The following is a 21,097-nucleotide window of genomic DNA, read 5'->3' as shown; positions in this document are numbered from 1 at the left end:
GTTCAGACTCCTGGTTGACGTTCGAGAGGGCGCATCGGCGTGCGGGCCGCGGCCGGATCACGTCCGGACCCGACTGCCCGCAGCGCCTCGTCGCGGTCGAGGAGACGGACATCGGCCAGGCTGCGGCCCAGCACGGTGTTCGCCCCCGAGAGCAGCTCGGCGAGCTTGACGCCGTAGCCGTTGGCGAGATCGACCTCGGCGTCGAGCCGCAGCGCGTGCCGCCGCGCGATGGCGGCGGAAGCGGCGGCGAAGCCGGCGAGCGCGGCCGCGCCGGGAGCGCGGACGACGAGGTCGAGATCCGAGATCGCCTCGACGTAGCCGAGGCGGGTGGCGAGCTGCAGCGCCGTCGAGCCGAACACGCCGAGCTCGGCGCCGTGATACGCGGCGGCGTCGAGAAGCTCGTCGAGCACCGGCCCGAACGGCAGGCTGCGCGGACGCGGCAGCGCGAGCACCTCGTAGGGCGACCAGGCGCCGGCCACGGCGGCGGCCGGCACGTCGATCCGGGCCCGCACCCGCGAGCCCTCGTGGCGGAACGGGAAGGCGACGCCGAGCGCGACGTGCCCGGCCGGCACGGCGCCGTCGGGACGGCAGGCGATCCCGGGAATGTCGTCGTCGACGAAGGCGGCGGTGGCCCAGGCCTGCAGCGGCGGCCGGCGGAACTGCGGCAGCAGGCCGGCCGCCAGACGGTCGGCGAGGGCCGCGCGGGCCTCGGGCGCGATGAAGACCAGGGTGTGCCGGGGATGGATCATGGCGCCGCTCATCGGGTCTTGCGCCAGGCCGGATCGGTCTTGGCGGTCGCCTGCAGGTCGATCTGGGCCTGCACCAGGTCGTCGAAGAGCCGCGTCGCCACCGGGCCGACGATGCGCACCGGCGCCGCGGCGCCGTCGGCGGACCCGCCCGCGGCGGCGGGCAGGCTCGGCACCAGCTCGAGCTCGGTCGCGGCCGCGCCGGTGACGAGGCCGGGCGGCACCTTCACGACGCGTCCCTTGATGCGCAGGATGGTGCGGGCGGCCCGGTCCACCGTCTCGGCGACGTGCGGGGTGCGGCGCACCAGCACCTCGTATTCGGGATGCGTGCGCCGCCGGCGATAGGTGATGATGCGGCCCTGCGGGTTGCAGACGTGGCCGCTCTCCGCATAGGGGAAGCTGTCGGCGGTCGGCAGGCCGCCGCAGACGAGCTCGCGCCAGCCGGCGCCGGCCGGCGACGCGACCAGGCCGACGTCGTCGCGCAGCGGCACGCCGTCGAGGGTGAGCCAGCCGAACTCCTGGCAGCCGTAGAGATCGTGCACGGCGTATCCATGGCGCTCGGCGACCGGCAGCAGGTCGAGGTCGAGCGGCGTGCCCGCCACCATGACGACGAGACGCTCGGGGAGCCGGTCCGCGAGACCGAGCCTGGAGGCCTCTTCCAGGCTGGCGCGGATGAATGACGACTCCCCGAGCACCAGGGCCGGCCGCTGCCGGCACAGCGCGACGATGAACGCCTCGCGGCTGGAGCGCTCCAGGAAGAACCAGTCGATCCCGGAGCGCTGCAGCCCCTCCCGCGAGAACACGTTCACGAGCGGCGGATACGTGACCAGCATCCGCTGCCCGGCCGTCGCGCCGACGGTGTCGAAGACGCGGCGCGCGACGGCGCAGCGTCCCTCGATCTCGCTGAACGTCACGCCGACGATGTTCTGGAACGCCGACGATCCGGTCGTGAAGGTCACGTAGGCGAGGTTGAGGGGGGTGTGCACCTCCTCGACCACGTGGGCCGCCGTCGGCCCCGCGATGCCCTTGTCGGCCAGGGTCCGGCGCGGCATCTCGGCCAGCGACGGAACCGTGGCGAAGGCGGACGCCATCTCTTCGAGATCGTCGAGCGCGTCGGACATCGCGGGTGCCTCCGGGTTCTCGGCTCAGGCGTGCGGCCGGTACTTGTCGGCGACGGCGGCGAACTCCGCCGTCATCCTGGCCGCGACCTGCGGTCGGGTGACCCGGCCGCCGCGGGCGGCGCCGAGCGCGGCCCGGCCGACCGGGCCGGTCGCCTCGCCCTTCGCCTTGGCGGCGCGCAGCGCGGCGACCTGCTCGATCACCGCGCCGCGCAGGCCTTCGATCTCCGGCACCAGCGCCTCGACGCCGCCGAGCTGATAGAAGAACTGCGGGCCGGCGGCGAACACCGGGTTGCTCTTGGAGAGCTCCTCCAGCACCTCGATGTTCTTCTTGATGATGCGCGACACGCTGGTGAGCGGCATCACGTGGATCATGGTGCCGAACTTGGCGTCGAGCGCGACGATGCGGTCGGCCTGCAGACCGTGGCACAGGAAGGCGCCCGAGATGGCGCGGCCGACGACGGCGGCGACGATCGGGTGCCCGGCCATGCGGGCCTCGGCGAGGGCGAGCTGATAGGCGCCCGTCGCCTTGTTCATGCCGAAGATCTCCTCGACCTTGCCGGGGCCGTTCCCGGGCGTGTCGACGATCAGCACCAGCGGCCGCTTCTGGGCGGCCGGCTTGTCGACGTCGGCCGCGAGGGTCGCGTAGACGGCGGACGCCATCTTGTATCCCTCCTCCATGCCGATGATGCCGGCATAGACGACCGGGAACTTCTCGTTGAACGCCTCGGCGTCGGAGGCGATGACCGTCACGGTCTGGCCGTCCAGCGTCGCGGTGCCGACCACGGCGCCGGGGCCGTAGCTCTCGTCGGTGAACTCCTTGGCGCCGACACGGTCGCGCTGGAAGGAGCCGGGATCGACGATCATCTCGAGGGCGACCAGTCCTTGCCCGATCAGGGTGTCCATGGTGATCTCCAATCTTCTCTGCGCGGCGCGGGCTCAGACCGAGAGCCGCTGCGCCTGCTTGCGGAAGTCGTCGACGGGCGCGTCGCCGAGCCCGGCCGGATCGTTGTTGCCGGCGCGGCGCCACACGTCGTAGGCGTCCTTGGGCTGCATCTCGGCGGCGAGCGCGACGAGGCGCATCTGCTTCTCGACCAGCGCGGCCGAGCCGATGCGACGGAACTGCTCGAAGTCGGCGACCGGCAGCCTGCACAGCTCCGCGACCTGGGCCCGGAACGCGGCGACGCGGTCGTCGACCAGGAAGTTGCAGTCGCCCATGATGTACTTGTGGCGGCCGCCGGTGGTGCGATAGACGAGCGCGCGGTTGGACGCATCGAACTCGTCCTTGCCCATCTCCTCCTCGATCACCTCCGGCCCGGTGAGGCCCAGGCGGCCGAACTCGCTCATCACGATCACGTCGGTCGCGGCGGCGACGAAGCCCATGCCGCCGAAGCAGCCGATGCGCGAGCCGATCAGCGCGACCACCGGCACCTTGCCGCGGGCGCGCTGGAAGGCGTCCATCACCTCGGCATGGGCGAGCAGGCCGGCGTTCGACTCGTGCAGGCGCACGCCGCCGGTCTCAAACGAGATCGCCACCAGGGGCAGCTCGTCGGCCGCGATCTTCGGGTTGGCGGCGCGCAGCTCCTCGGCGAAGGCGACGGCGAGATCGATCGTCGTCACCATCTTGGCGCCGCCGACCTCGCCGACCGCGCCGCCGATGAAGCGGCCTTCCTGCGAGATCACGAAGACCGGTCGCTTGCCGATCCGGCCGACGCCGGTGACGACGCCGTCGTCGAACTCGACGGCCTCGCCGAGGGCGACGAGATGCGGGCTCGACATCCGGTCGAACGGACCGGCGAGCTCGGTGAAGGTGCCCTCGTCGACGAGCCCGAGGGCGCGCTCGCGCGCGCTGGACTCGAGGAAGCTGCGGGTCTGAAGTTTGCTCCAGTTCGGCATGTCAGTGCTCCTCCGCCGTCACGCCGCGGTTTCGGCGAGCGCCTGCTGCAGGCGCATGGAGACCACGGCCGGCGAGGCGTTGTTGTCGTTGATGTCGATGGCGACGTCGGCGAGCCTGGCGCGGTTGACGAAGGTCTCGACGACCTTGCGCCACACCGCGTCGAAGCCGGAGATCGGCGTCGTGACCTTGACCTTGACGCCGCCTCCGAGGTCGCACGGCTCCAGGATCACCTCCAGGTCGCCGGAGCCGACCACGCCGTAGTGCACGGGCGCCGCCAGCCGCACCGAGGCGGCCTCGGCCTTGCAGTCGAATTCGAGAGTGTTGAGGGCCATCGTCGTATCTCCGTGGCTCACCAGTTCCGGAAACGGGCGGGCGGGTTGTAGAGGCCGCCCGACCAGTCGACGAGGTCGCGCATGTTGCGCGCTGCGAGCCGGTCGCGGGTGGCGGTGTCGGGGTCGATGCCGAGATCCTCGGGCGTCTTGACGATGCCGTCGTCACGCAGCCGCTTCGTCTCCTCGGGCTTCGCCCGCAGGCCGATCTCGGTGTAGCCGGCGACCGCGCGGATCGCCGCCATGCGGGTGTCGAGATTGGCGCAGCGGTTGAGGTAGGCGATGCCCTCCTCGGTGACGAGGTGGGTGACGTCGTCGCCGTAGATCATCACGGGCGGCAGATCGAGCTTGGCGTTCTCGGCGAGCTTCCAGGCGTCGAGCCTGTCGACGAAGGCGGGGGCACGGCCCTCGCCGAACGTCTCCATGCCCTGCACGACGAGACGCTTGCCGCGCGGCATGTCGCCGATCAGCTCGTTCATGCTCGGCACCTCGCGGCCGCACTTGAGCCACGAGTCGGTCGAGTGACGCCGGCCCTTGGCATCGCAGCCCATGTTCGGCGCGCCGCCGAAGCCGGCGACGCGGTTGGCGGTCGCGGTCGACGAGTTGCCGTACTGGTCGATCTGCAGCGTCGAGCCGATGAACATGTCGAGGGCGTAGTGGCCGGCCGTCTGGGCGAGGGCGCGGTTCGAGCGCAGCGAGCCGTCCGGACCGGTGAAGAACACGTCGGAGCGGGCCCGGACGTAGTCCTCCATGCCGAGCTCGCCGCCGAAGCAGTAGATCGCCTCGACCCAGCCCGACTCGATCGCCGGGATCATGGTCGGGTGCGGGTTCAGCACCATCTGGGTGCAGGTCTTGCCCTTGAGGCCGAGCTCCTCGCCGTAGGTCGGCAGCAAGAGCTCGATCGCCGAGGTGAGGAAGCCGATGCCGTGATTGATCCGCTTCACGCCGTACTCGCCGTAGATGCCCTTCAGGCACATCATGGCGAGCAGGATGTGGCGCTCGGTGACGAGACCGGGATCGCGGGTGAACAGCGGCTCGATGAAGAACGGCTTCGGCGACTGCACGACCGCGTCGATCCAGTCGGCCGGGATGTCGACGCGCGGCAGCTTGTCGACGATCTTGTTCACCTGGGCGATGACGATGCCCTTGCGGAACTTGGTCGCCTCGACGATGACCGGCGTGTCCTCGGTGTTGAAGCCCGTGTAGAGGTTGCCCTCGCGGTCGGCCTCGTAGGCGCAGATCAGCGAGACGCGCGGCGTCAGGTCGAGGCAGTAGCGGCCGAACAGCTCGAGGTAGGTGTGGATGGCGCCGAGCTCGAGCTTGCCCTCGCGGATGAACTTGGCGACGCGGCCGGACTGCGGGCCGCCGAAGGCGAAGTCGAGCTTCTTGGCGATGCCCTTCTCGAACACGTCGAGATGGGCGGCGAGCGGCACCGACGACTGCACCATGTGCAGGTCGTGGATCTTCGCCGGGTCGACCTTGCACAGCGCCTCGGCCAGGAAGTCGGCCTGCTTCTGGTTGTTGCCCTCGACGTTGACCTTGTCGCCGGGCCGCACCACCGCCTCGAGCAGCGGCACGACGTCCTCGACCTTCACCTGCTTGCCCGGACCGATGAAGCGTGCGGCGGCTTCCATTCGCTGCGCCGTGTCACGCTCCAGCGTGTTCCATTGACGTTCGGCTTTCATGTAGAACCCCCTTGAGGATGTCTTCACCCGCGCGGCCCGGGCCGCCCGACCGGCGCCCGCCCGTGACAGATGTCTCCGGAGTGGATGTGATGCTCCCGCCCGGCGTCGTCGCGCAGGACGAGGGCGCCGTCGGCGGCGAGCGCGACCGCCGTGCCGGCGAGCGGCGTGCCGGCATCGGCGACCACGACCCGGCGGCCGAGCGTGCCCGCCCGCCGGCGCCACGCCTCGGCGACCGGCGCGAAGCCGTGCTCCTCCCAGATCGCGACCCAGTCCGACAGCGCCGCGAGGCAGACGTCGAGAACCGAGCCGCAGTCGAGCGGCCGGCCGGCCGCCTGCTGCAGCGACGTCGCGGTGTCGTGCAGTGCCGGCGGAAAGCTCTCCGGCGCGATCGCCACGTTGAGGCCGAAGCCGACCACGACGAAGTCGATCTCGCCGTCGGCCGCCGGCGCCGCCTCGGCCAGGATGCCGCAGACCTTGCGGTCGCCGACCAGGATGTCGTTCGGCCACTTGATCGAGGCGGCGACGCCGAGGCGCGTCACCGCGTCGTGCAGCGCGACCGCGGCGAGGAGCGTCGCCTGGCCGAGGTCGCGCCGCGACGAGCGGCGCAGCAGGAACGAGACGCACAGGCTCTCGTCGCGACTCGAGAACCACGTGCGCTCGCCCTTGCCGCGGCCCGCCACCTGCTCGTCGGCGACCAGGACGGTGCCGTCGGTCGCGCCGCCGCGCCCCAGCTCGATCAGCATCGCGTTCGTCGAGTCGGCGACCGGGATGCGCAGGACGGTGTGACCGATCCTGCGGTCCGCGTGATCGGCCGAGCCGAGCGGCGCGACGAGCCTGTGGTGAGCCGGGGCGTGCACGGTGCGGACCCTTCCGGCTCAGTGACCGGCCACCAGGCCGATCGTCGAGGCGAACACGCCGACGGCGATCGCCGAGACGATCAGGCCGCAGATGTTGGCGCCCATGGCGACCGGCAGGATCATGGCGTACGGGTTGGACTCGCCGACGATCTTCTGGGCGATCTTCGCCGTGGTGGGCACGCAGGACACGCCGGCGATGCCGACCACCGGGTTGAAGTTGCCGCGCGACAGCGCCCAGATCAGCCAGCCGCCGGCGAGACCGCCGATGCCGGAGAACAGGAGCGCCGTCATGCCGAGGACGAGCAGCAGCAGGACGCGCACGTCGAGCAGCGTCGAGGCCTCGCACAGGATGCCGAGCACCAGGCCGAGGATCAGCGTCGACATGTAGGTGATGGTCTTCTCCAGGAGCTCCTGGTAGGGCTCGATCTCGGCCTCCTTGATGGCGACGCCGAGGAAGAAGGAGAGGATCAGCGGCGCGGCGACCGGCAGCAGCAGACAGAGCAGCGCGGCGGCCACGATGGTGAAGATGAACTTCGACTTCTGGGTGACCTCCGGGAACTCCATCTCGATCTCGGCGCCGCGATACTTGGCCGGGACCAGGAGCTTGATCAGGTAGGGATAGCCCGCATAGGTCAGCGACAGGTACAGATAGGCGATGATCGAGATCGGGACGAAGAGGTCCTTGGCCATCACCAGCGAGGCGAACAGCACCATCGGGCCGTCGGCGCCGCCGATCGAGCCGACCGCGGCGGCCTGGCCCGGCGTGAGGCCGCAATAGTAGCCGATCACCAGGGTCACGAAGGTGCCGAGCTCGGCGAAGATCGCGATCGTGATCGAGGCCCACGGACGCGCCAGGATGAAGGTGATGTCCGACATCGAGCCGATGCCGAAGAACAGCATGCAGGCGACGAGCGAGTTCGAGAAGGTGAAGTTGTAGATCGGCTGCAGGAAGTAGACCTGCATCGCGTTGACGAGCTCGGCCGGGTCGGCGATCAGCGGCGACAGCATCAAGGTGCCGATCTTCTGGCCCTCGAGGAACATCACGCCGGCGTTCACGCACATCATGGCGACGCCCATCGGCACCATGATCAGCGGCTCGAGGGTGCGCTTGAAGCCGAGATAGGCGAGGCCGAAGCCCATGCCGATCAGCGCCACCCGCGTCACCGCGATGACCGGGTCCTGGACGAACATCGTGGCGATGCCCGGGAAGACCGCGAAGAGTTGCTCCAACATCGTATTGTCCTTGTGAGTGTCAGTCGGCCCGGGCGGGCCGGCGGACGCGGGGGCTCACGCCCCCTCGCCCCGATTCAGCGCCTTGTTCAGCAGCACGATCACGCCGATCACGGCGTACGAGATCACCGCGGTGATCGCGTAGGCGGCCAGCGTGTAAACGATGACGTTCATCGTCGGTCTCCATCGGGTTTCGGGTGGTGTCGGTCGCCGTCGAGGCAGAAGCCGCGGGTGGCGGTCTCGGGAAAGACGCGGTGCTCGACGAGATGCGCGCCGACCGTGACGGACAGCAGATCCGCCGAGCCGCCGGGGCTCACCCGCCGCGCGACGCAGGCGGCGTCGAAGCGGCGGACGGCATCGACGCCCTCCGGCGTGAGCGCACCGCCGAGATCCATCACGTGGCGGGCTTCGGCGCGCACGAAGGCGAGCGCCTCCGGGCCGCCGCGCCACATCACCGTGGTGTCCTCGGCCACCGCGATCAGCGCGACGAGCGCGTGGACGAGCGCCCGGTTGAGGCCGTGGCCGGCGGCGAGCGCGGTGCGCAGCGCCGGCAGGCCGCAGTCGAGCACGCTCGGGAAGCCGGCCTCGACCTCGCCGCGGATGCCGAGCACGCCGTGGCGGCGGAACAGAATCTCGCCGGCGGTACGCGGCTCGCCAGTGCGGCCGCGCAGCTCGCGGTCGCACAGGCCTTCGGTGATCTCGCCGACCGTCCTCAGCACGTTCTCGGCCGGCAGCGCGTCGGTCTCGCGGCTCAGGCAGCCCGCGGCGGCGGCGAGCAGGCCGGCGCAGAACAGCGCGCCGCGCTGGGTGTTGACGCCGTTCGTCGCGGCGAGCAGCGCGGCGTCGTGATCGCGTCCGACGGCGCGGACGGCGGGAAGCAGATCGGCGGGCGCGCCGCGGTGCGAGCGGCCCAGCGCCGCGCACTGGAACAGGCACGGCGCGATCGCCGCCGACGACAGCATGAAGGTGCGGACGTCCATGTCCGCGTGCGACCCCATCGAGAGCGGCGTCACCAGCCCGGGTTTCGGGTGGGAGCAGACCTCGAGGAGAAGGCCCGTCAGCGCCGCCGACCCGACGCGCCAGGCGGCGGCATCGAGAAGCGCGGGAACCAGGGGCGTTTCCGAAAAGGCGGGAGAGCAACCCACGACGACACTCCTGCGCCGTGGCAGGCCCGGACGAGATCGTCGCCGGACGCGGCACGAGGCGCAGCGCGGCGTGCCCGAGGCACGTCACTGCTGGAGATGCACCGTCACGAAGGTCGCGTGTTCACTCGGTGGGAACCGGACCGGCTCTCGCGTCCAGGGACGCGGGGGCCCGGGGAGACTTGTGGCCGATCGCTTCCGTCTCGCGTGCCCGGCGACGGCGGCCACACCGTCTCAGGCGGCGCGACTGTGTTCTCGCCCGCCGGCCGTGTCAATCGACATCCATGCAAGCAGAATCCCGGATGCCGGGCTCGGGATGGTCCTGATTTGTCAGGACGTTCGGCGGAGCCCCTCCGAAAACGCACAGCGGAAATGATCAGAACGAAGACCGCTTCAACGTGGGGAGGCACTGCGGTATCTCTCGACTTCGACGCCGGCGCGGGACACGGCGCCCCGTTCCCCCGGTCCCGAGGTGATTCCATGGACATCGCCACCAACCGCATCGGCAAGCTGGCCATGATCGCGGCCATGTCGAGCGACGACGAGGAAATCAGGATCAAGGAGCAGGTCGCCGCGGACCACCGGGTCAGGCTGACCGTGACCTATGTCAGCGGCCGCAAGGGCGACATCGAGCGGGTGTTCGTCCGCTCGCTGATCGGCGCCGCGCTCAAGGCCGACACCGTCCAGGAGCGGGCCGGCGCCATCCACGCGGTGATCCACGCCGGGCTGGAGGCGTGGCACGGGCTGACGAACGCGGTCGTCGACAGCTCGAGCCTGAAGATCAAGGTGGCGATCGTCTCCGACGGCAAGTGGGTGGCGATCGCCGCCTACGGCGATTCCGCCATGCACCAGCTCACCAATCACGAGCGGATCGGCCTCGGCGTCATGCATCTGTGACGGCGGTCCGGCCGGGATCCGCCGTCGACGGAGCCGGCCGGACCGGCCCGTTCAGCCGGCGCCGCGGCGGCTCGCGCGTACCGCCATCAGCCGCGCGTCGTCGGGGAGCGGCCGCACCGCGTCGCGGCGGGCGAGCTTGTCCAGCCACCAGCCGTGATAGTCGGCGATGGTCTGCACCTCGGTCTCCTCGTGGTCGACGCCGACGCCGACCTCGAAATAGGCGTCCAGATTGAGGAGGTCCGGCCGCGGCAGCGCTCCGTTTCGGTAGTCGTTCCACATCCGGCCGTAGAGATCCTCGAGCCCGCGCACCAGCCCGGGCGTGTCGAACAGCGTGCAGGTGTCGCGTCCGGCCAGGATGCGCTCGCGCAGGGCGGCCAGCCGGGCGCGGTCGCGGCCGAGCGCGATGCCCTGCGCGACGAAGCTCTCCGCCGACTCGCAGACGAGCTCCGGAACCCCGGCGGCCCGGATCAGGCTGCCGCAGACCCGCGACGCGAAGGACCGGCCCGCGCAGGTCAGCACCGGCACGCCCATCCACAGCGCGTCGGAGGCCGTCGTGTGGGCGCCGTAGGGCGTCGAGTCGAGGAACAGGTCGGCGAGCGGGTAGCGCGCCATGTGCTCGGGATTGGCCATCTTGGCGGCGAAGACGAGCCGCTCCGGCGCGATGCCGCGGCTCTTGGCGTAGGACCGCAGCCGCTCGTGGACGGCCTCGCTGCCGCTGAGCAGCCACAGCACGCTGCCCGGCACGCCGCCGAGGATGGCCAACCAGCGGTCGAAGGTGAAGCGCGTCAGCTTGTGGGTGCCGTTGAACGAGCAGAACACCGTGCCGTCCCCGGGCAGGCCCATCTCGGCCCGCGTCGGCGTCTTCTCGGCGATCACGCGCTTGCGGTTGTTCGGCTGATAGCAGGGCAGCCGCAGCACCTTCTCCGTGTAGTAGAGCTCGTGACTCTCCGGAATCACGAAGTCGTCGGCGACGATGTAGTGGTGATACGGGCTCGCCATGGTGCCGGGATAGCCGAGCCAGTTGACGATCACGGGTGCCGGCCGGGCCGCGAACAGGCGGGTGCGGGCGTCCCGCGTGTAGCCGTTGACGTCGACCAGAATCTGGATGCCGTCGTCGGCGATCCGCCGGGCCGCGCTCGCGTCGTCCATCTGGCTGATCGAGACGAACTGGTCGGCGGTCGCCTTGTAGTGCTCGTGCAGCGGATCGGCGGCCGGCACGCCGCAGTAATAGGCGAACACCTCGACCCTGGACCGGTCGTGCAGGCCGAACACCTCGGCCATCAGATGGCCGACCGCGTGCTCGCGCAGATCCGAGGACACGTAGCCGATCCGCAGCGGGCCCTCCGCCGCGCGGGCGCGCGGCCAGTCCTCGATCACCACCGGGGGCATGCCGACGTCGGTCTTGTTGTAGTGCCAGGCGCCGGCGAGATGGAAGATCGGGTCGTCCGTGTAGGCGGCCGCCGACAGTGGCGACATGCCGCGCGCCAGCGTCTCGCGGCCGACCCGCTCCCACGGCACGATCACGGGCCACTCGCACTGGCGCTGCCGCGCCGCGACGTAGTGCTGCGCCACCTCGCGCTGGTGCGGGTCGATGTCGAGGCTCTGCCGCAGCACGTCCTCGGCCGCCGCGTCCTGATTGACCGCCTCGAGGGCGCGCGCGGCCTGGTTCAGCGCGGTCGTCTTGTAGGAGACGTTGGTGCCGGTGATCACGCCGAGCTTCTCGGTGACGGCGAGCCACTGCCCGACCGCGTCGCCGATCGCGCCGGAACGCTCGTGGATGCGGCCGAAATTGATGTAGGCCGGCATGAAGTCCGGGTTGAGCGAGATCGCCCGGCGCAGGCACTCGCCGGCCTGGACCAGATTGCCGGACTCGGTCAGCAGCACCGAGTAGTTGAACAGCACGGCATAGAGCAGCGTGTCGTCCGGATTGTCCTGGATCCAGCCGGCGTAGAGGCTCTCGGCGGCCCGATGCTGGCCGGTCTGCTTGAGGGTCTCGGCCGCCCGGATGAGGTCCATCACCCCGAAGGCCGCGCCGGGCACGGGAACGACGGAAGCGGCGGCGAGCGTGTCGGTCATGTCATGTCTCTCCGGACTGGACGCGGCGCCGGCCGCGCGTCGACACAGGGCGGAAACAAATCACCGATTTCGGACGCCTGATGTTTCGGACCGTGACGGCGAAGTTTCCGTCGCGTCGGAAACCGGGCCGGCGGGCGGCGGATCCGGCGAGCGGAGGCATCGGGTCTCTCAGGTCAGGGCGGCGTTCAGGGCGGCGAGCTGCTCCTCGGACATGCTCGCTAGTTGAGTCGTGGTCAGCGCGTCAATTTGCGTCGCGTTGAACGCCTCGATCTGCTCGAGCGAGAGCTGGTCGAAGAACGTCTCGCCGAGCAGCGCCATCGTCGTCGTGGTCAGGCCGCTGAGCTGGACGGCGGAGAGCTGCGAGACCGTCGTCTGGTCGAGGCTGGTGAGGGCCAGTGCCGAGATGCCGGCGATCTGGGTCGAGGTGAGCGTCGCGAACTGCGCCTCGCTCAGCGACTCGAGCTCCGTCACGGTCAGCGAGCCGACCTGGGTCTCGGTCAGCGAGGCGATCTGGGTGGTGGAGAGCGCCGCGAGCTGCTCGTCCGAGAGCACCCGCAGCTGCATGCGCACCAGGCCGGCGAGCTGGGTCACGCTCAGGGCCTCGATGTCGGTCGTGTCGAGCCAGCCGATCGCCGTCGTGGTGAGCGAGCCGATCTGGGTGGAGGTCAGGCCGCTGATCTGGGTCACGGTGAGCGCGTCGATCTGCTCCTCGGTGAGACCCGTGATCGCCACGGCGGACAGCCAGCCGATGTCGCTCGCCGAGAGCTCGGCGATCTGGGTGGTGGTGAGCGCCGACACCTGCGCGGCGGTGAGGCCGCTGATCGCCGTCGAGGTGAGCTGGTCGATCTGGGTGGTGGTCAGGCCGGCGACCTGGGTGGTGGTGAGCCCGGCGATGCCGGAGGCCGAGATGGCGGAGAACTGGGTCGTGGTCAGCGCCGCGAACTGCGTCGTGGTGAGCCCGGCGATGGCCGTGCTGGTCAGCGACGCCACCTCGGTCGCGGTCAGGGCGCCGAGCTGGGTGGTCGTCAGGTCGGCGATCTGGGTCGCGGTGAGGCCGGCGATGCCGGTGGTCGACAGGCTGGCGATCTGGGTGGTGGTCAGCGCCGCGATCTGGGTGTCGGTCAGGGCCCCGACCTGGGTCGAGGTGAGGCCGGCCATCTCGGTCGCCGTCAGGAGGCCGATCTGGGTGGTGGACAGGGCGGCGACCTGGGTCGCGGTGAGGGCCGAGACCTGGGTGGTGGTCAGGCTCTTGAACTGCGTGTCGGTGAGCGCGGCGAGCTCGGTCGCCGTCAGGCTGGTGATCGCCGTGGTGGAGAGCGCGCCGATCTGGGTGGTGGTCAGCGACTCGAGCTGGGTGGTGGTCAGCGCCGCGATCTGCTCCGCCGTCAGGCCGCCGATGCCGGTCTTCGACAGGCTGGCGAGCTGGGTCGTCGTCAGCGCGGCGAGCTGCGCCGTGCTCAGCGCCGCGACGCCGGTGTCGGTGAGGCCGGCGAGCTGCGTCGTCGTCAGGGTACCGAGCTCGGCCGTGGTCAGCGCCGCGACCTGGCCGGTGGTGAGCGCGCCGATCTGGGTCGCCGTCAGGCTGGTGAGCTGCGTGGTGGTGAAGGCGGCGATCTCGGTGGTCGTCAGCCCCTTCACGGCCGTGGTGGTCAGGTTGGCGATCTGGGTGGTGGTCAGCGCCGCGATCTGGGTGGTCGAGAGGCTCGCGACCTGGGTCGAGTCGAAGCCGGCGATCGCCGTGGTGCCGAGGGCCGCGATCTGCTTGGTGCCGAGCGCGGCGATCTGGTCCGCCGTCAGGGCCCCGACCTCGGTCCGGGTCAGGCCGGCGAGCTGGGTCGTGGTCAGCGCCGCCACCTGGCTGGTCGACAGGCCCGCCACCTGGGTGGTGGTCAGGCTGCCGATCTGGGTCGCGGTGAGGGCGGCGAACTGGCCGGTGGTCAGCCCGGCGAGCGCGGTCGCGGTCAGGCCGGCGATGGCCGAGGTCGACAGGGCGGCGACCTGCGTGGTGTCGAGCCCGGCGAGCTGGGTCGCCGACAGCGCCGCCACCTGGGTCGAGGTGAGCCCGGCGACCGCCGTGGTGCCGAGCTGGTCGAACTGCGTCTCGGTCAGCCAGGCGAGCTGGGTCGTCGTCAGGGCGCCGACCTGGGTCGAGGTCAGCGCGGCGAGCTGGCGGGTGGTCAGCACCTCGAACTCGTCCGCGGTGAGGCCGCGGATGCCGGTGGTCGAGAGGCCGGCGATCTGGGTCGTGGTCAGGGCGCCGAGCTGCGTCGTGGTCAGCGACGCCACCTGGGTCTCGGTGAGGCCGGCGATCGCCGTCACGCTCAGGCCCGCCACCTGCCTGGTGGTCAGCGCGCCGAGCTGGGTGACGGTCAGGGCGCCGAGCTCGGTCGCGGTCAGCCCCTTGAGCTGCGTCGTCGTCAGCGACGCGATCTGGGTCTCGGAGAGGCTGCGGATCTGCGTGGTGGTGAAGTTGGCGATCTCGGTCGCCGTCAGGGCGCCGAGCTGGGTGGTCGAGAGCGCGGCGATCTCGGTGGTGGTCAGCCCCTGCACGGCCGTCGTGGTGAGTGCCGCGATCTGCGTCGTGGTGAGGACGGCGAGCTGGGTGGTCGTCAGCGCCGCGATCTGGGTGCCGGTCAGGCCCTGCACGGCCGTGGTGCCGAGCGCCGCGATCTGGTCGACCGTCAGGGCGGCGATCTGGGTGACGTCGAGGGCGGCGATCTCGGACGAGGTCAGGGCGGCGACCTGGGTGGTCGACAGTGCGGCGATCTGGGCCTGGGTCAGGCCGTCGATCGCGGTCGTCGACAGCGCCGCCACCTGCGTGGTGGTCAGGCCGGCGAGCTGGGTCGTGGTCAGCGCCGCCAGCTGGGTGTCGGTCAGCCCGCCGACCTGGGTGGTGGTGAGAGCCGAGAGCTGCGCCGTCGACAGCGCCGCGATCTGGGCCGTGGTCAGGGCCGAGACCCCGGTCGCGGTGAGGCCGCGCAGCTGGGTGGTGGTCAGCGCCGCCAGCTGGGTCGCCGTCAGGGCGGCGACCTGGGTGGTCGACAGCGCGCCGAGCGCGGTCGCCGTCAGGCTGGCGAGCTGGGTGACGCTGAGGGCCTGGATCTCGCTGGTCGTCAGGCCGGCCGCGGCCGTGGTGGTGAGCGCCGCCAGCTGGGTGGTGGTCAGTGCCGCCAGCTGGGTGGTGTCGAGCGCCGCGATCTGGGTCGCCGACAGCGCCTTCACCTGGGTGGTGGTCAGCGCGGCGATCTGCTCGCCGGTCAGCGCCTCGATCTGGGTCTCGTCGAGCGACGCCACCTGCGTGGTGGTCAGCGCGGCGATCTGGGTGGTGGTGAACGCGGCGAGGTCGTCGGTCTCCAGCCCGTCGAGCCCGTCGGTCGCGAGCGCGGCGATCTGCGAGGCGGTCAGGAGCGCGAACTGGTCGGCGGTGAGCGCCTCGACCTGGGTGTCGGTCAGACCGGCGAGCTGCGTCGTCGTCAGCGCGGCCAGCTGGGTCGCCGACAGCGACTCGATCTCGGTGGTGGTCAGGCCGGCGATCGCCGTGGTGGTCAGGGCCGAGAACTGGGTGGTGCTCAGCGAGGCGAGCTGGGTCGTCGTCAGCGCCGCGACCTGGGTCGCGGTCAGGCCCTTGATCTCGGTCGTGGTGAGGGCGGCGAGCTGGGCCGTCGACAGCGCCGCGAGCTGGGTGTCCTTCAGGGCGGCGACCTGGGTCGCGGTCAGGGCGGCGACCTGGGCGGTGCCGAGCGACGCCACCACCGTGGTGGTCAGCGCCGCGACCGCCGAGGTCGACAGCGCCGCGAGCTGCGTCTCGTCGAACGCGGCGAGCTGCGTCGAGGTCAGCGCCTTCGCCTGGGTGGCGGTCAGGCCGGCGATCTGGGTGGACGCGAGCGCGGCGAGCTGGCTGGTCGAGAAGGCAGCGAGCTGAGTCGTGGAGAGATATCCGACCTCGGTCGCCGTCAGGCCGGCGAGCTGGCTGCTCTTCAGCGCCGCGATCTGGGTCACGGTCAGCGCCGTCACCTGGGTCTCGGAGAGCGCGGCGATCTGGGTCTTGGTGAGCGCCTGGATCTGAGTGGTGGACAGGGTGGCGACGCCGGTCGCCGTCATCCCCGCCAAAGCCGTCGTCGTGAGGGCGGACACCTGCGAGGCGCTCAGGCTCGCGACCTGGGTCGCGGTCAGCGCCTCGACCTGGACCGACCCGAGGCCCGCGATGGTCGTCGCCGTCAGGGCCTCGATCTGCGCCGTGGTGAGCGCCGCCACCTGGGTGGACGCGAGGCTGCCGACCTGGGTCGCGGTCAGCACCGCGACCTGCGAGGTGCCGAGCGCCGCGACCTGGGCGGCCGTGAGCCCGTCGAGCGACGTGGTCGCCAGCGCCGCCACCTGGGTGGTCGTCAGGGCGGCGATCTGGGTGGTCGAGAACGCCGCCATCTGGGATTCGAGCAGGCCGGCGATGGCGGTCTCGGTGATGGCGCGGAGCTGGGCCGTGCTCAGCGCCGCGATCTCGGTCGCGGTGAGGCCGCTCACCGCGTCGGACGACAGGGCGCCGATCTGGGTCGACGACAGGGCCGCGAGCTGCGTCGTCGTCAGGACGGCGACCTGCTCGGCCGTCATGCCCTTCAGCTCGGTGGTGGTCAGCGCGGCGAGCTGGGTCGCCGACAGCGCCCCGATCTGGGCCGTGGTCAGCGCCGCGAACTGGGTCGAGGTCAGGGCCGCGAGCTGCGTGGTGGTGAGCGACGCGAAGGCGTCGGCGTCGAGATCGCCCAGGCTGGTCGTCGCGAAGGCGGCGAGCTGGGTCGACGACAGCACGGCGAGCTGGGTCGCGGTGAGCGCCGCGATCTGGTCGGCGTCGAGCCCCTTGATCTGCGTGGTGGTCAGCGCGGCGACCTGCGCCGTGGTCAGCGCGGCCACCTGGGTGACGGTCAGGGCCCCGATCTCGGTCGAGGTCAGCCCCTTGAGCTGGGTCGTGGTGAGCGACGCGATCTGGGTCTCGGACAGCGCCGCGATCTGCGTGGTCTTCATCGCCCCGAGCTGGGTCGAGGTCAGGGCGGCGAGCTGGGTGTCGCTCAGCGAGGCGAGATCGGTCGTGCTGAGGCCGGTCACCGCCTTGGTCGACAGCGCGGCGATCTGGGCCTTGGAGAGGACGGCGAGCTGGGTGTCGTCGAGGGCCGCGACCTCGGTCGAGGTCAGCCCCTTGAGCGCGGTCGTGGTCAGGGCGGCGAGCTGGCTGGTGGTCAGCGCCGCGACCTGGGTGTCCTCGAGGCTGCCGAGCTGGGTGGAGGTGAGGGCGGCGAGCTGGGTCGTGGTCAGCGCCGCGATCGCCTCGGTGGTCAGGGCGGCGAGCGCCGTGGTCGACAGCGCGGCGACCTGGGTGGTGGTCAGCGCCGCGATCTGGGTGGTGGTGAGGGAAGCGGCGTCGGCCGTCTCCAGTCCCTTGACGGCGGTCGACGTCAGTGCCGCGATCTGGGTGGTCGACAGCGCCGCGAGCTGGGTCGAGGAGAGCGCCGCCACCTCGGTCGAGGTCAGCCCCCTGAGCTGCGTCGTGGTCAGGGCGGCGAGCTGGGTGGTGGTCAGCGCCGCGACCTGGGTGGTCGTCAGGGCGCCGAGCTCGGTCGAGGTCAGGCCGGCGAGCTGCGTCTCGGAGAGGGCGACGATCTGCTCGGTCGCGAGCCCCTTCACCTGGGTGGTGGTGAGCGCGGCGAGCTGGGTGCTCGACAGCACCGCGAGCTGCGTCGTCGTCAGGGCGCCGATCGCCGTGCTGGTGAGCCCCCTCATCTGGGTGGTGCTGAGGGCGGCGAGCTGGGTCTCGGTGAGCGCCGCCACCGTGGTGGTCGTGAGCGCCGCGATCTCGGCCGAGGTGAGCGCCGCGAACTGCCGGCTGCTCAGCGAGACGATCTGGGTCTGCGTGAGGCCGGCGATGCCGGTCGCGGTGATCGCCGCAATCTGGGTCGTCGCGAAGGCGGCGAGCTGCTCCAGCGAGAGCGCGGCGACGCCGGTGCCGGTGAAGCCCTTGATCTGGGTCGTGGTCAGCGCGGCGAGCTGGGTGGTGGTCAGCGCCGCGATCTGGGTGGTGTCGAGCGCCCCGATGCCGGTGCTGGTGAGGCCGCGGATCTGCGTCGTCGTCAGCGCCGCGAGCTGCTCCTCCGACAGCCAGTCGATCTGGGTCGTCGTCAGCCCGGTCAGCTCGGTCGAGGTCAGGGCGGCGAGCCGCGTGCCGGTGAGCGAATCGATCTGCTCCTCGGTCAGCCCCTTCACCTGGGCGGTGCTCAGCACCCCCAGCTGGGTCGCGGTGAGCGCCGCGAACTGCGTCTCGGCCAGCGTGCCGATCGTCGTGCTCGACAGCGCCTTGACCTGGGTCGTGGTCAGGCTGGCGATCTGGTCGGTCGACAGCGCCGAGACCGTGGTGGTGGTCAGCTTGGCGACCTGGGCGGCGGTCAGCGACTGCAGCTGCTTGGTGGTCAGCGCCGCGATCTGCTCCTCGGTCAGCCCGGCCATCGCGGTCGCCGTGACGGCGGCGATCTGGGTGGTGGCGAGCGCGGCGACCTGGCTGCTGGTCAGCGCCGCGATCTCGGTGCTGGTGAAGCTCCGGAGCTGGGTCGCGGTGAGGGCGCTCATCTGGGTGCCGGTGAGCGCCTGCAGCTGCTCGGTCGACAGCGCCGCGATCGCCGTCGCGGTGAGGCCCTTCACCTGGGTCGTGGTCAGCGCCGCGATCTGCTCGGTCGCCAGCAGCCCGATCTGGGTGGTGGTGAGGCCGGCGAGCTCGGTCTGGGTCAGCGCCGCGAGCCGCGTGCCGGTCAGCTCGGCGATCAGGTCCCCGGTGAGGCCCTTGATCTGGGTGCCCGTGAGGGCGGCGAGCTGGGTGGTGACGAGCCAGTCGAACTGGGTCGTGGTGAGCGCGCCGATCGCCGTGCTGGTCAGCCCGCGGAGCTGCGTGGTGTTGAGCAGCGCGATCTCGGTCGCGGTCAGCGCGTCGACCTGGTCGGCGGTCAGGCCGGACAGCTGGGTCGAGGTCAGCGCCGCGACCTGGGTGGCGGTCAGGCCAGCGATCTGGGTGTCGGTCAGCCCGGCCATCGCCGTCTTGGTCAGCATCGCGATCTGGGCCGCTGACAGCGACGCGACCTGGGTCTCGGTCAGCGCCGAGACCTCGGTGCTGGTCAGGGCCTTGATCTGCGTCGTGGTGAGGGCGGCCAGGACGGTGGTCGACAGGGCCGCGATCTGGTCCTCCGACAGCGCGCCGACGGCGGCGGCGCTCAGGCCCGCCGCCTGGGTGGCGGTGAGGGCGGCGATCTGCGCGGTCGAGAGATAGGCGATCTGGGTCGCCGTGATCCCGGCCAGCGTGGTGGTCGTCAGCGCCGCGAGCCGGTCGCCGGTCAGCGTCTCCAGCTGGTCGCCGGTGAGCCCCTTCACCTGGGTCGACGACAGCCTGGCGAGCTGGGTGGTGGTGAGGGCGGAGAACTGCTCGACGCTGAGCGAGCCGAGATCCGTCGAGGTCAGGCCGGCGAGCTGGGTCGACGTCAGCGACGCGATCTCGGTGGTGGTCAGGGCGCCGAGCGCCGTCGCCGTCAGGGCGTTGAGCTGCGCCGCCGTCATCGCGGCGATCTGGGTGCTGTCGAGCGCGGCCACCTGCTCGGCGCTCAGTGCCGCGATCGCCGTGGCCGAAAGCGCCGCCACCTGGGTCGCGGTCAGCAGGGCCAGCGTGGATTCGGACAGCGAGGCGGCCTGGGTCGAGGTCAGTCCGCCGAGCTGCGTCGCGGTCAGGCTCGCGATCTGGGTCGTGCTCAGCGCCGCGAGCTGCTCCTCGGTCAGCGCCGCGGTGCCGACGGCCGTCAGGCCGGCGAGCTGCGTGGTGGTCAGGGCGGCGATCTGGTCGGTCGACAGCGAGGCGATCTGGGTGCGGGTGAGGCCGGCGATCTGGGTCGAGGTCAGCGCCGCGAACTGCTCGTCGCTCAGCGCCGCGAGCTGGTCGACCGTGAGGCCCTTCACCTGCGACGCCGTAAGCGCCTCGATCTGCGTCGTGCCGAGCGCCGCCAGCTGGGTGGTGGTCAGGCTGGCGAGGCCGGTGGCGGAGAGGCCCTTGATCTGGGTCGTGGTCAGGGCGGCGAGCTGGTCCGGGCTCAGCCCGTCGAGTGCCGTGGTGGTGAGGGCGGCGAGCTGGACCGCCGTCAGGCCGGCGAGCTGGGTGGCGTCGAGCGCCTCCAGCTGGGTCGAGTCGAAGCCTTTGACGGCGGACGAGGTGAGGGCGGCGACCTGGGTCGCCGACAGGGCGGCGATCTGGGTGAGGTCGAGCGAGGCGACCTGGGTCGAGGTCAGGCCCTTGATCTGGGTGGCCGAGAGGCTGGCGAGCTGCTCGGTGGTCAGCGCGTCGAGCTGGGTGGTCTTGAGACAGGAGATGTCGGTCGAGGTCAGCTTCGAGAGCTGGGCCGTCGTCAGCTCCTCGATCTGGGTCGTGGAGAGGACGGCGAGCTGGGTCTTGGTCAGCGCGTCGAGCTGGGTGGCGCTCAGCGAGGCGAGCTGGGTGCCGGTGAGCGAGGCGATCAGCGTGGTGGTCAGCGCCGCCACCTGCTTGGTGGTCAGCGCGGCGATCTGCGCCTCGGTCATGTCCTCGAACTGGTCGAGGGTGAGGGCGGCGATCTGGGTGGTGGTCAGGCCGGCGACCTGGGTGGTCGTCAGCGCGGCGACGTCCTCGTCGTCGAAGGCCTGGACCTGGGCGGCGCTCAGCACCGCGAGCTGGGTGACCGAGAAGGAGAGCTGGTCGGGCTCGAGCGCCGTGATCTGCGAGGTGGTCAGCGCCTTCATCTGGGTGGTCGAGAGCCCGGCCAGCTGGGTCTCGCTCAGCCAGGTGATCTCGGTGGTCGTGAAGGCGGCGATCTGGGTCGCGCTCAGGCCGTCGATGTCGGCATCGGTCAGCGACTCGACCTCGGACTCGGTCATGCTCGCGATCTGCGTGACCGTGTAGGACGAGTATCCCGAGACGGACGAAATCGTGCTCACCTGCCCTCACCACGACGCTGCGGAGGGCCGACCGGCGCGTGACGCGCCTGACCGAAGATCCAGGTCTGCCCTTGGGCTTATACGGGCGACGCGGCCGCTCCGGATCGGCAAATTTTGCCGATTTACAAGTAATTTCTG

General features: G+C 71.1%; 12 protein-coding genes. 1 reads left to right on the top strand and 11 read right to left on the bottom strand.

The genetic code is table 11. From position 1 onward, the window contains the following. Window positions 1-2: 2 nt before the first annotated feature. The 9 genes from mdcG to mdcB all read right to left on the bottom strand — a co-directional run bounded on the left by mdcG (window position 3) and on the right by mdcB (window position 9,007). Window positions 3-749 (bottom strand): malonate decarboxylase holo-[acyl-carrier-protein] synthase, encoded by a 747-nt coding sequence (gene mdcG / locus J2S22_RS03555; protein ID WP_272775814.1) that lies wholly within the window; start codon window positions 747-749, stop codon window positions 3-5. Between the two features lie 8 nt (window positions 750-757). Further along, a complete protein-coding gene (locus J2S22_RS03550; RefSeq protein WP_272775815.1) occupies window positions 758-1,867 on the bottom strand; it encodes an acyl carrier protein in 1,110 nt (369 codons plus the stop codon). 24 nt (window positions 1,868-1,891) lie between these two features. Further along, complete coding sequence (gene mdcE, locus J2S22_RS03545; RefSeq protein WP_272775816.1) at window positions 1,892-2,770, bottom strand: biotin-independent malonate decarboxylase subunit gamma; 879 nt, start codon at window positions 2,768-2,770, stop codon at window positions 1,892-1,894. A gap of 33 nt (window positions 2,771-2,803) precedes the next feature. Then, entirely contained in the window at window positions 2,804-3,760 is a 957-nt protein-coding gene (locus tag J2S22_RS03540) for a biotin-independent malonate decarboxylase subunit beta (protein WP_272775817.1), read from the bottom strand. Between the two features lie 18 nt (window positions 3,761-3,778). Beyond that, complete coding sequence (mdcC, locus tag J2S22_RS03535) at window positions 3,779-4,093, bottom strand: malonate decarboxylase acyl carrier protein (RefSeq protein WP_272775818.1); 315 nt, start codon at window positions 4,091-4,093, stop codon at window positions 3,779-3,781. Window positions 4,094-4,110: 17 nt separating this feature from the next. After that, entirely contained in the window at window positions 4,111-5,775 is a 1,665-nt protein-coding gene (mdcA, locus tag J2S22_RS03530; protein ID WP_272775819.1) for a malonate decarboxylase subunit alpha, read from the bottom strand. A gap of 23 nt (window positions 5,776-5,798) precedes the next feature. Continuing rightward, window positions 5,799-6,632, bottom strand: a complete 834-nt coding sequence (locus J2S22_RS03525; protein WP_272775820.1) for a biotin--[acetyl-CoA-carboxylase] ligase — start codon at window positions 6,630-6,632, stop codon at window positions 5,799-5,801. Window positions 6,633-6,650: 18 nt separating this feature from the next. Further along, on the bottom strand, window positions 6,651-7,865 hold the full coding sequence (madB, locus tag J2S22_RS03520) for a Na+-transporting malonate decarboxylase, carboxybiotin decarboxylase subunit (protein ID WP_272775821.1): 1,215 nt from the start codon (window positions 7,863-7,865) through the stop codon (window positions 6,651-6,653). Between the two features lie 167 nt (window positions 7,866-8,032). Further along, window positions 8,033-9,007 carry a triphosphoribosyl-dephospho-CoA synthase MdcB gene (gene mdcB, locus J2S22_RS03515; RefSeq protein WP_272775822.1) on the bottom strand — a complete coding sequence of 325 codons (975 nt, stop codon included), beginning with the start codon at window positions 9,005-9,007 and terminating at the stop codon, window positions 8,033-8,035. 477 nt (window positions 9,008-9,484) lie between these two features. Between mdcB and J2S22_RS03510 the strand changes: the two genes are divergently transcribed. After that, complete coding sequence (locus tag J2S22_RS03510; protein ID WP_272775823.1) at window positions 9,485-9,901, top strand: HutP family protein; 417 nt, start codon at window positions 9,485-9,487, stop codon at window positions 9,899-9,901. 51 nt (window positions 9,902-9,952) lie between these two features. On the opposite strand, the gene J2S22_RS03505 is transcribed toward J2S22_RS03510, so the two are convergent. Continuing rightward, entirely contained in the window at window positions 9,953-11,977 is a 2,025-nt protein-coding gene (locus J2S22_RS03505) for an O-linked N-acetylglucosamine transferase, SPINDLY family protein (protein WP_272775824.1), read from the bottom strand. A gap of 168 nt (window positions 11,978-12,145) precedes the next feature. Then, on the bottom strand, window positions 12,146-20,959 hold the full coding sequence (locus J2S22_RS03500; protein WP_272775825.1) for a beta strand repeat-containing protein: 8,814 nt from the start codon (window positions 20,957-20,959) through the stop codon (window positions 12,146-12,148). Window positions 20,960-21,097: the final 138 nt, after the last annotated feature.

It is taken from the genome of Rhodoplanes tepidamans, from assembly GCF_030813915.1.
GTDB lineage: Bacteria > Pseudomonadota > Alphaproteobacteria > Rhizobiales > Xanthobacteraceae > Rhodoplanes > Rhodoplanes tepidamans.
This window is presented reverse-complemented; position numbering and strand designations above follow the sequence as displayed.

Coding starts and splice junctions, on each gene's coding strand:
- J2S22_RS03540 (WP_272775817.1), bottom strand. CDS start 3,760: ATGCCGAACTGGAGCAAACTTCAGACCCGCAGCTTCCTCGAGTCCAGC.
- mdcG (WP_272775814.1), bottom strand. CDS start 749: ATGATCCATCCCCGGCACACCCTGGTCTTCATCGCGCCCGAGGCCCGC.
- J2S22_RS03510 (WP_272775823.1), top strand. CDS start 9,485: ATGGACATCGCCACCAACCGCATCGGCAAGCTGGCCATGATCGCGGCC.
- mdcE (WP_272775816.1), bottom strand. CDS start 2,770: ATGGACACCCTGATCGGGCAAGGACTGGTCGCCCTCGAGATGATCGTC.
- madB (WP_272775821.1), bottom strand. CDS start 7,865: ATGTTGGAGCAACTCTTCGCGGTCTTCCCGGGCATCGCCACGATGTTC.
- mdcC (WP_272775818.1), bottom strand. CDS start 4,093: ATGGCCCTCAACACTCTCGAATTCGACTGCAAGGCCGAGGCCGCCTCG.
- J2S22_RS03550 (WP_272775815.1), bottom strand. CDS start 1,867: ATGTCCGACGCGCTCGACGATCTCGAAGAGATGGCGTCCGCCTTCGCC.
- mdcA (WP_272775819.1), bottom strand. CDS start 5,775: ATGAAAGCCGAACGTCAATGGAACACGCTGGAGCGTGACACGGCGCAG.
- J2S22_RS03505 (WP_272775824.1), bottom strand. CDS start 11,977: ATGACCGACACGCTCGCCGCCGCTTCCGTCGTTCCCGTGCCCGGCGCG.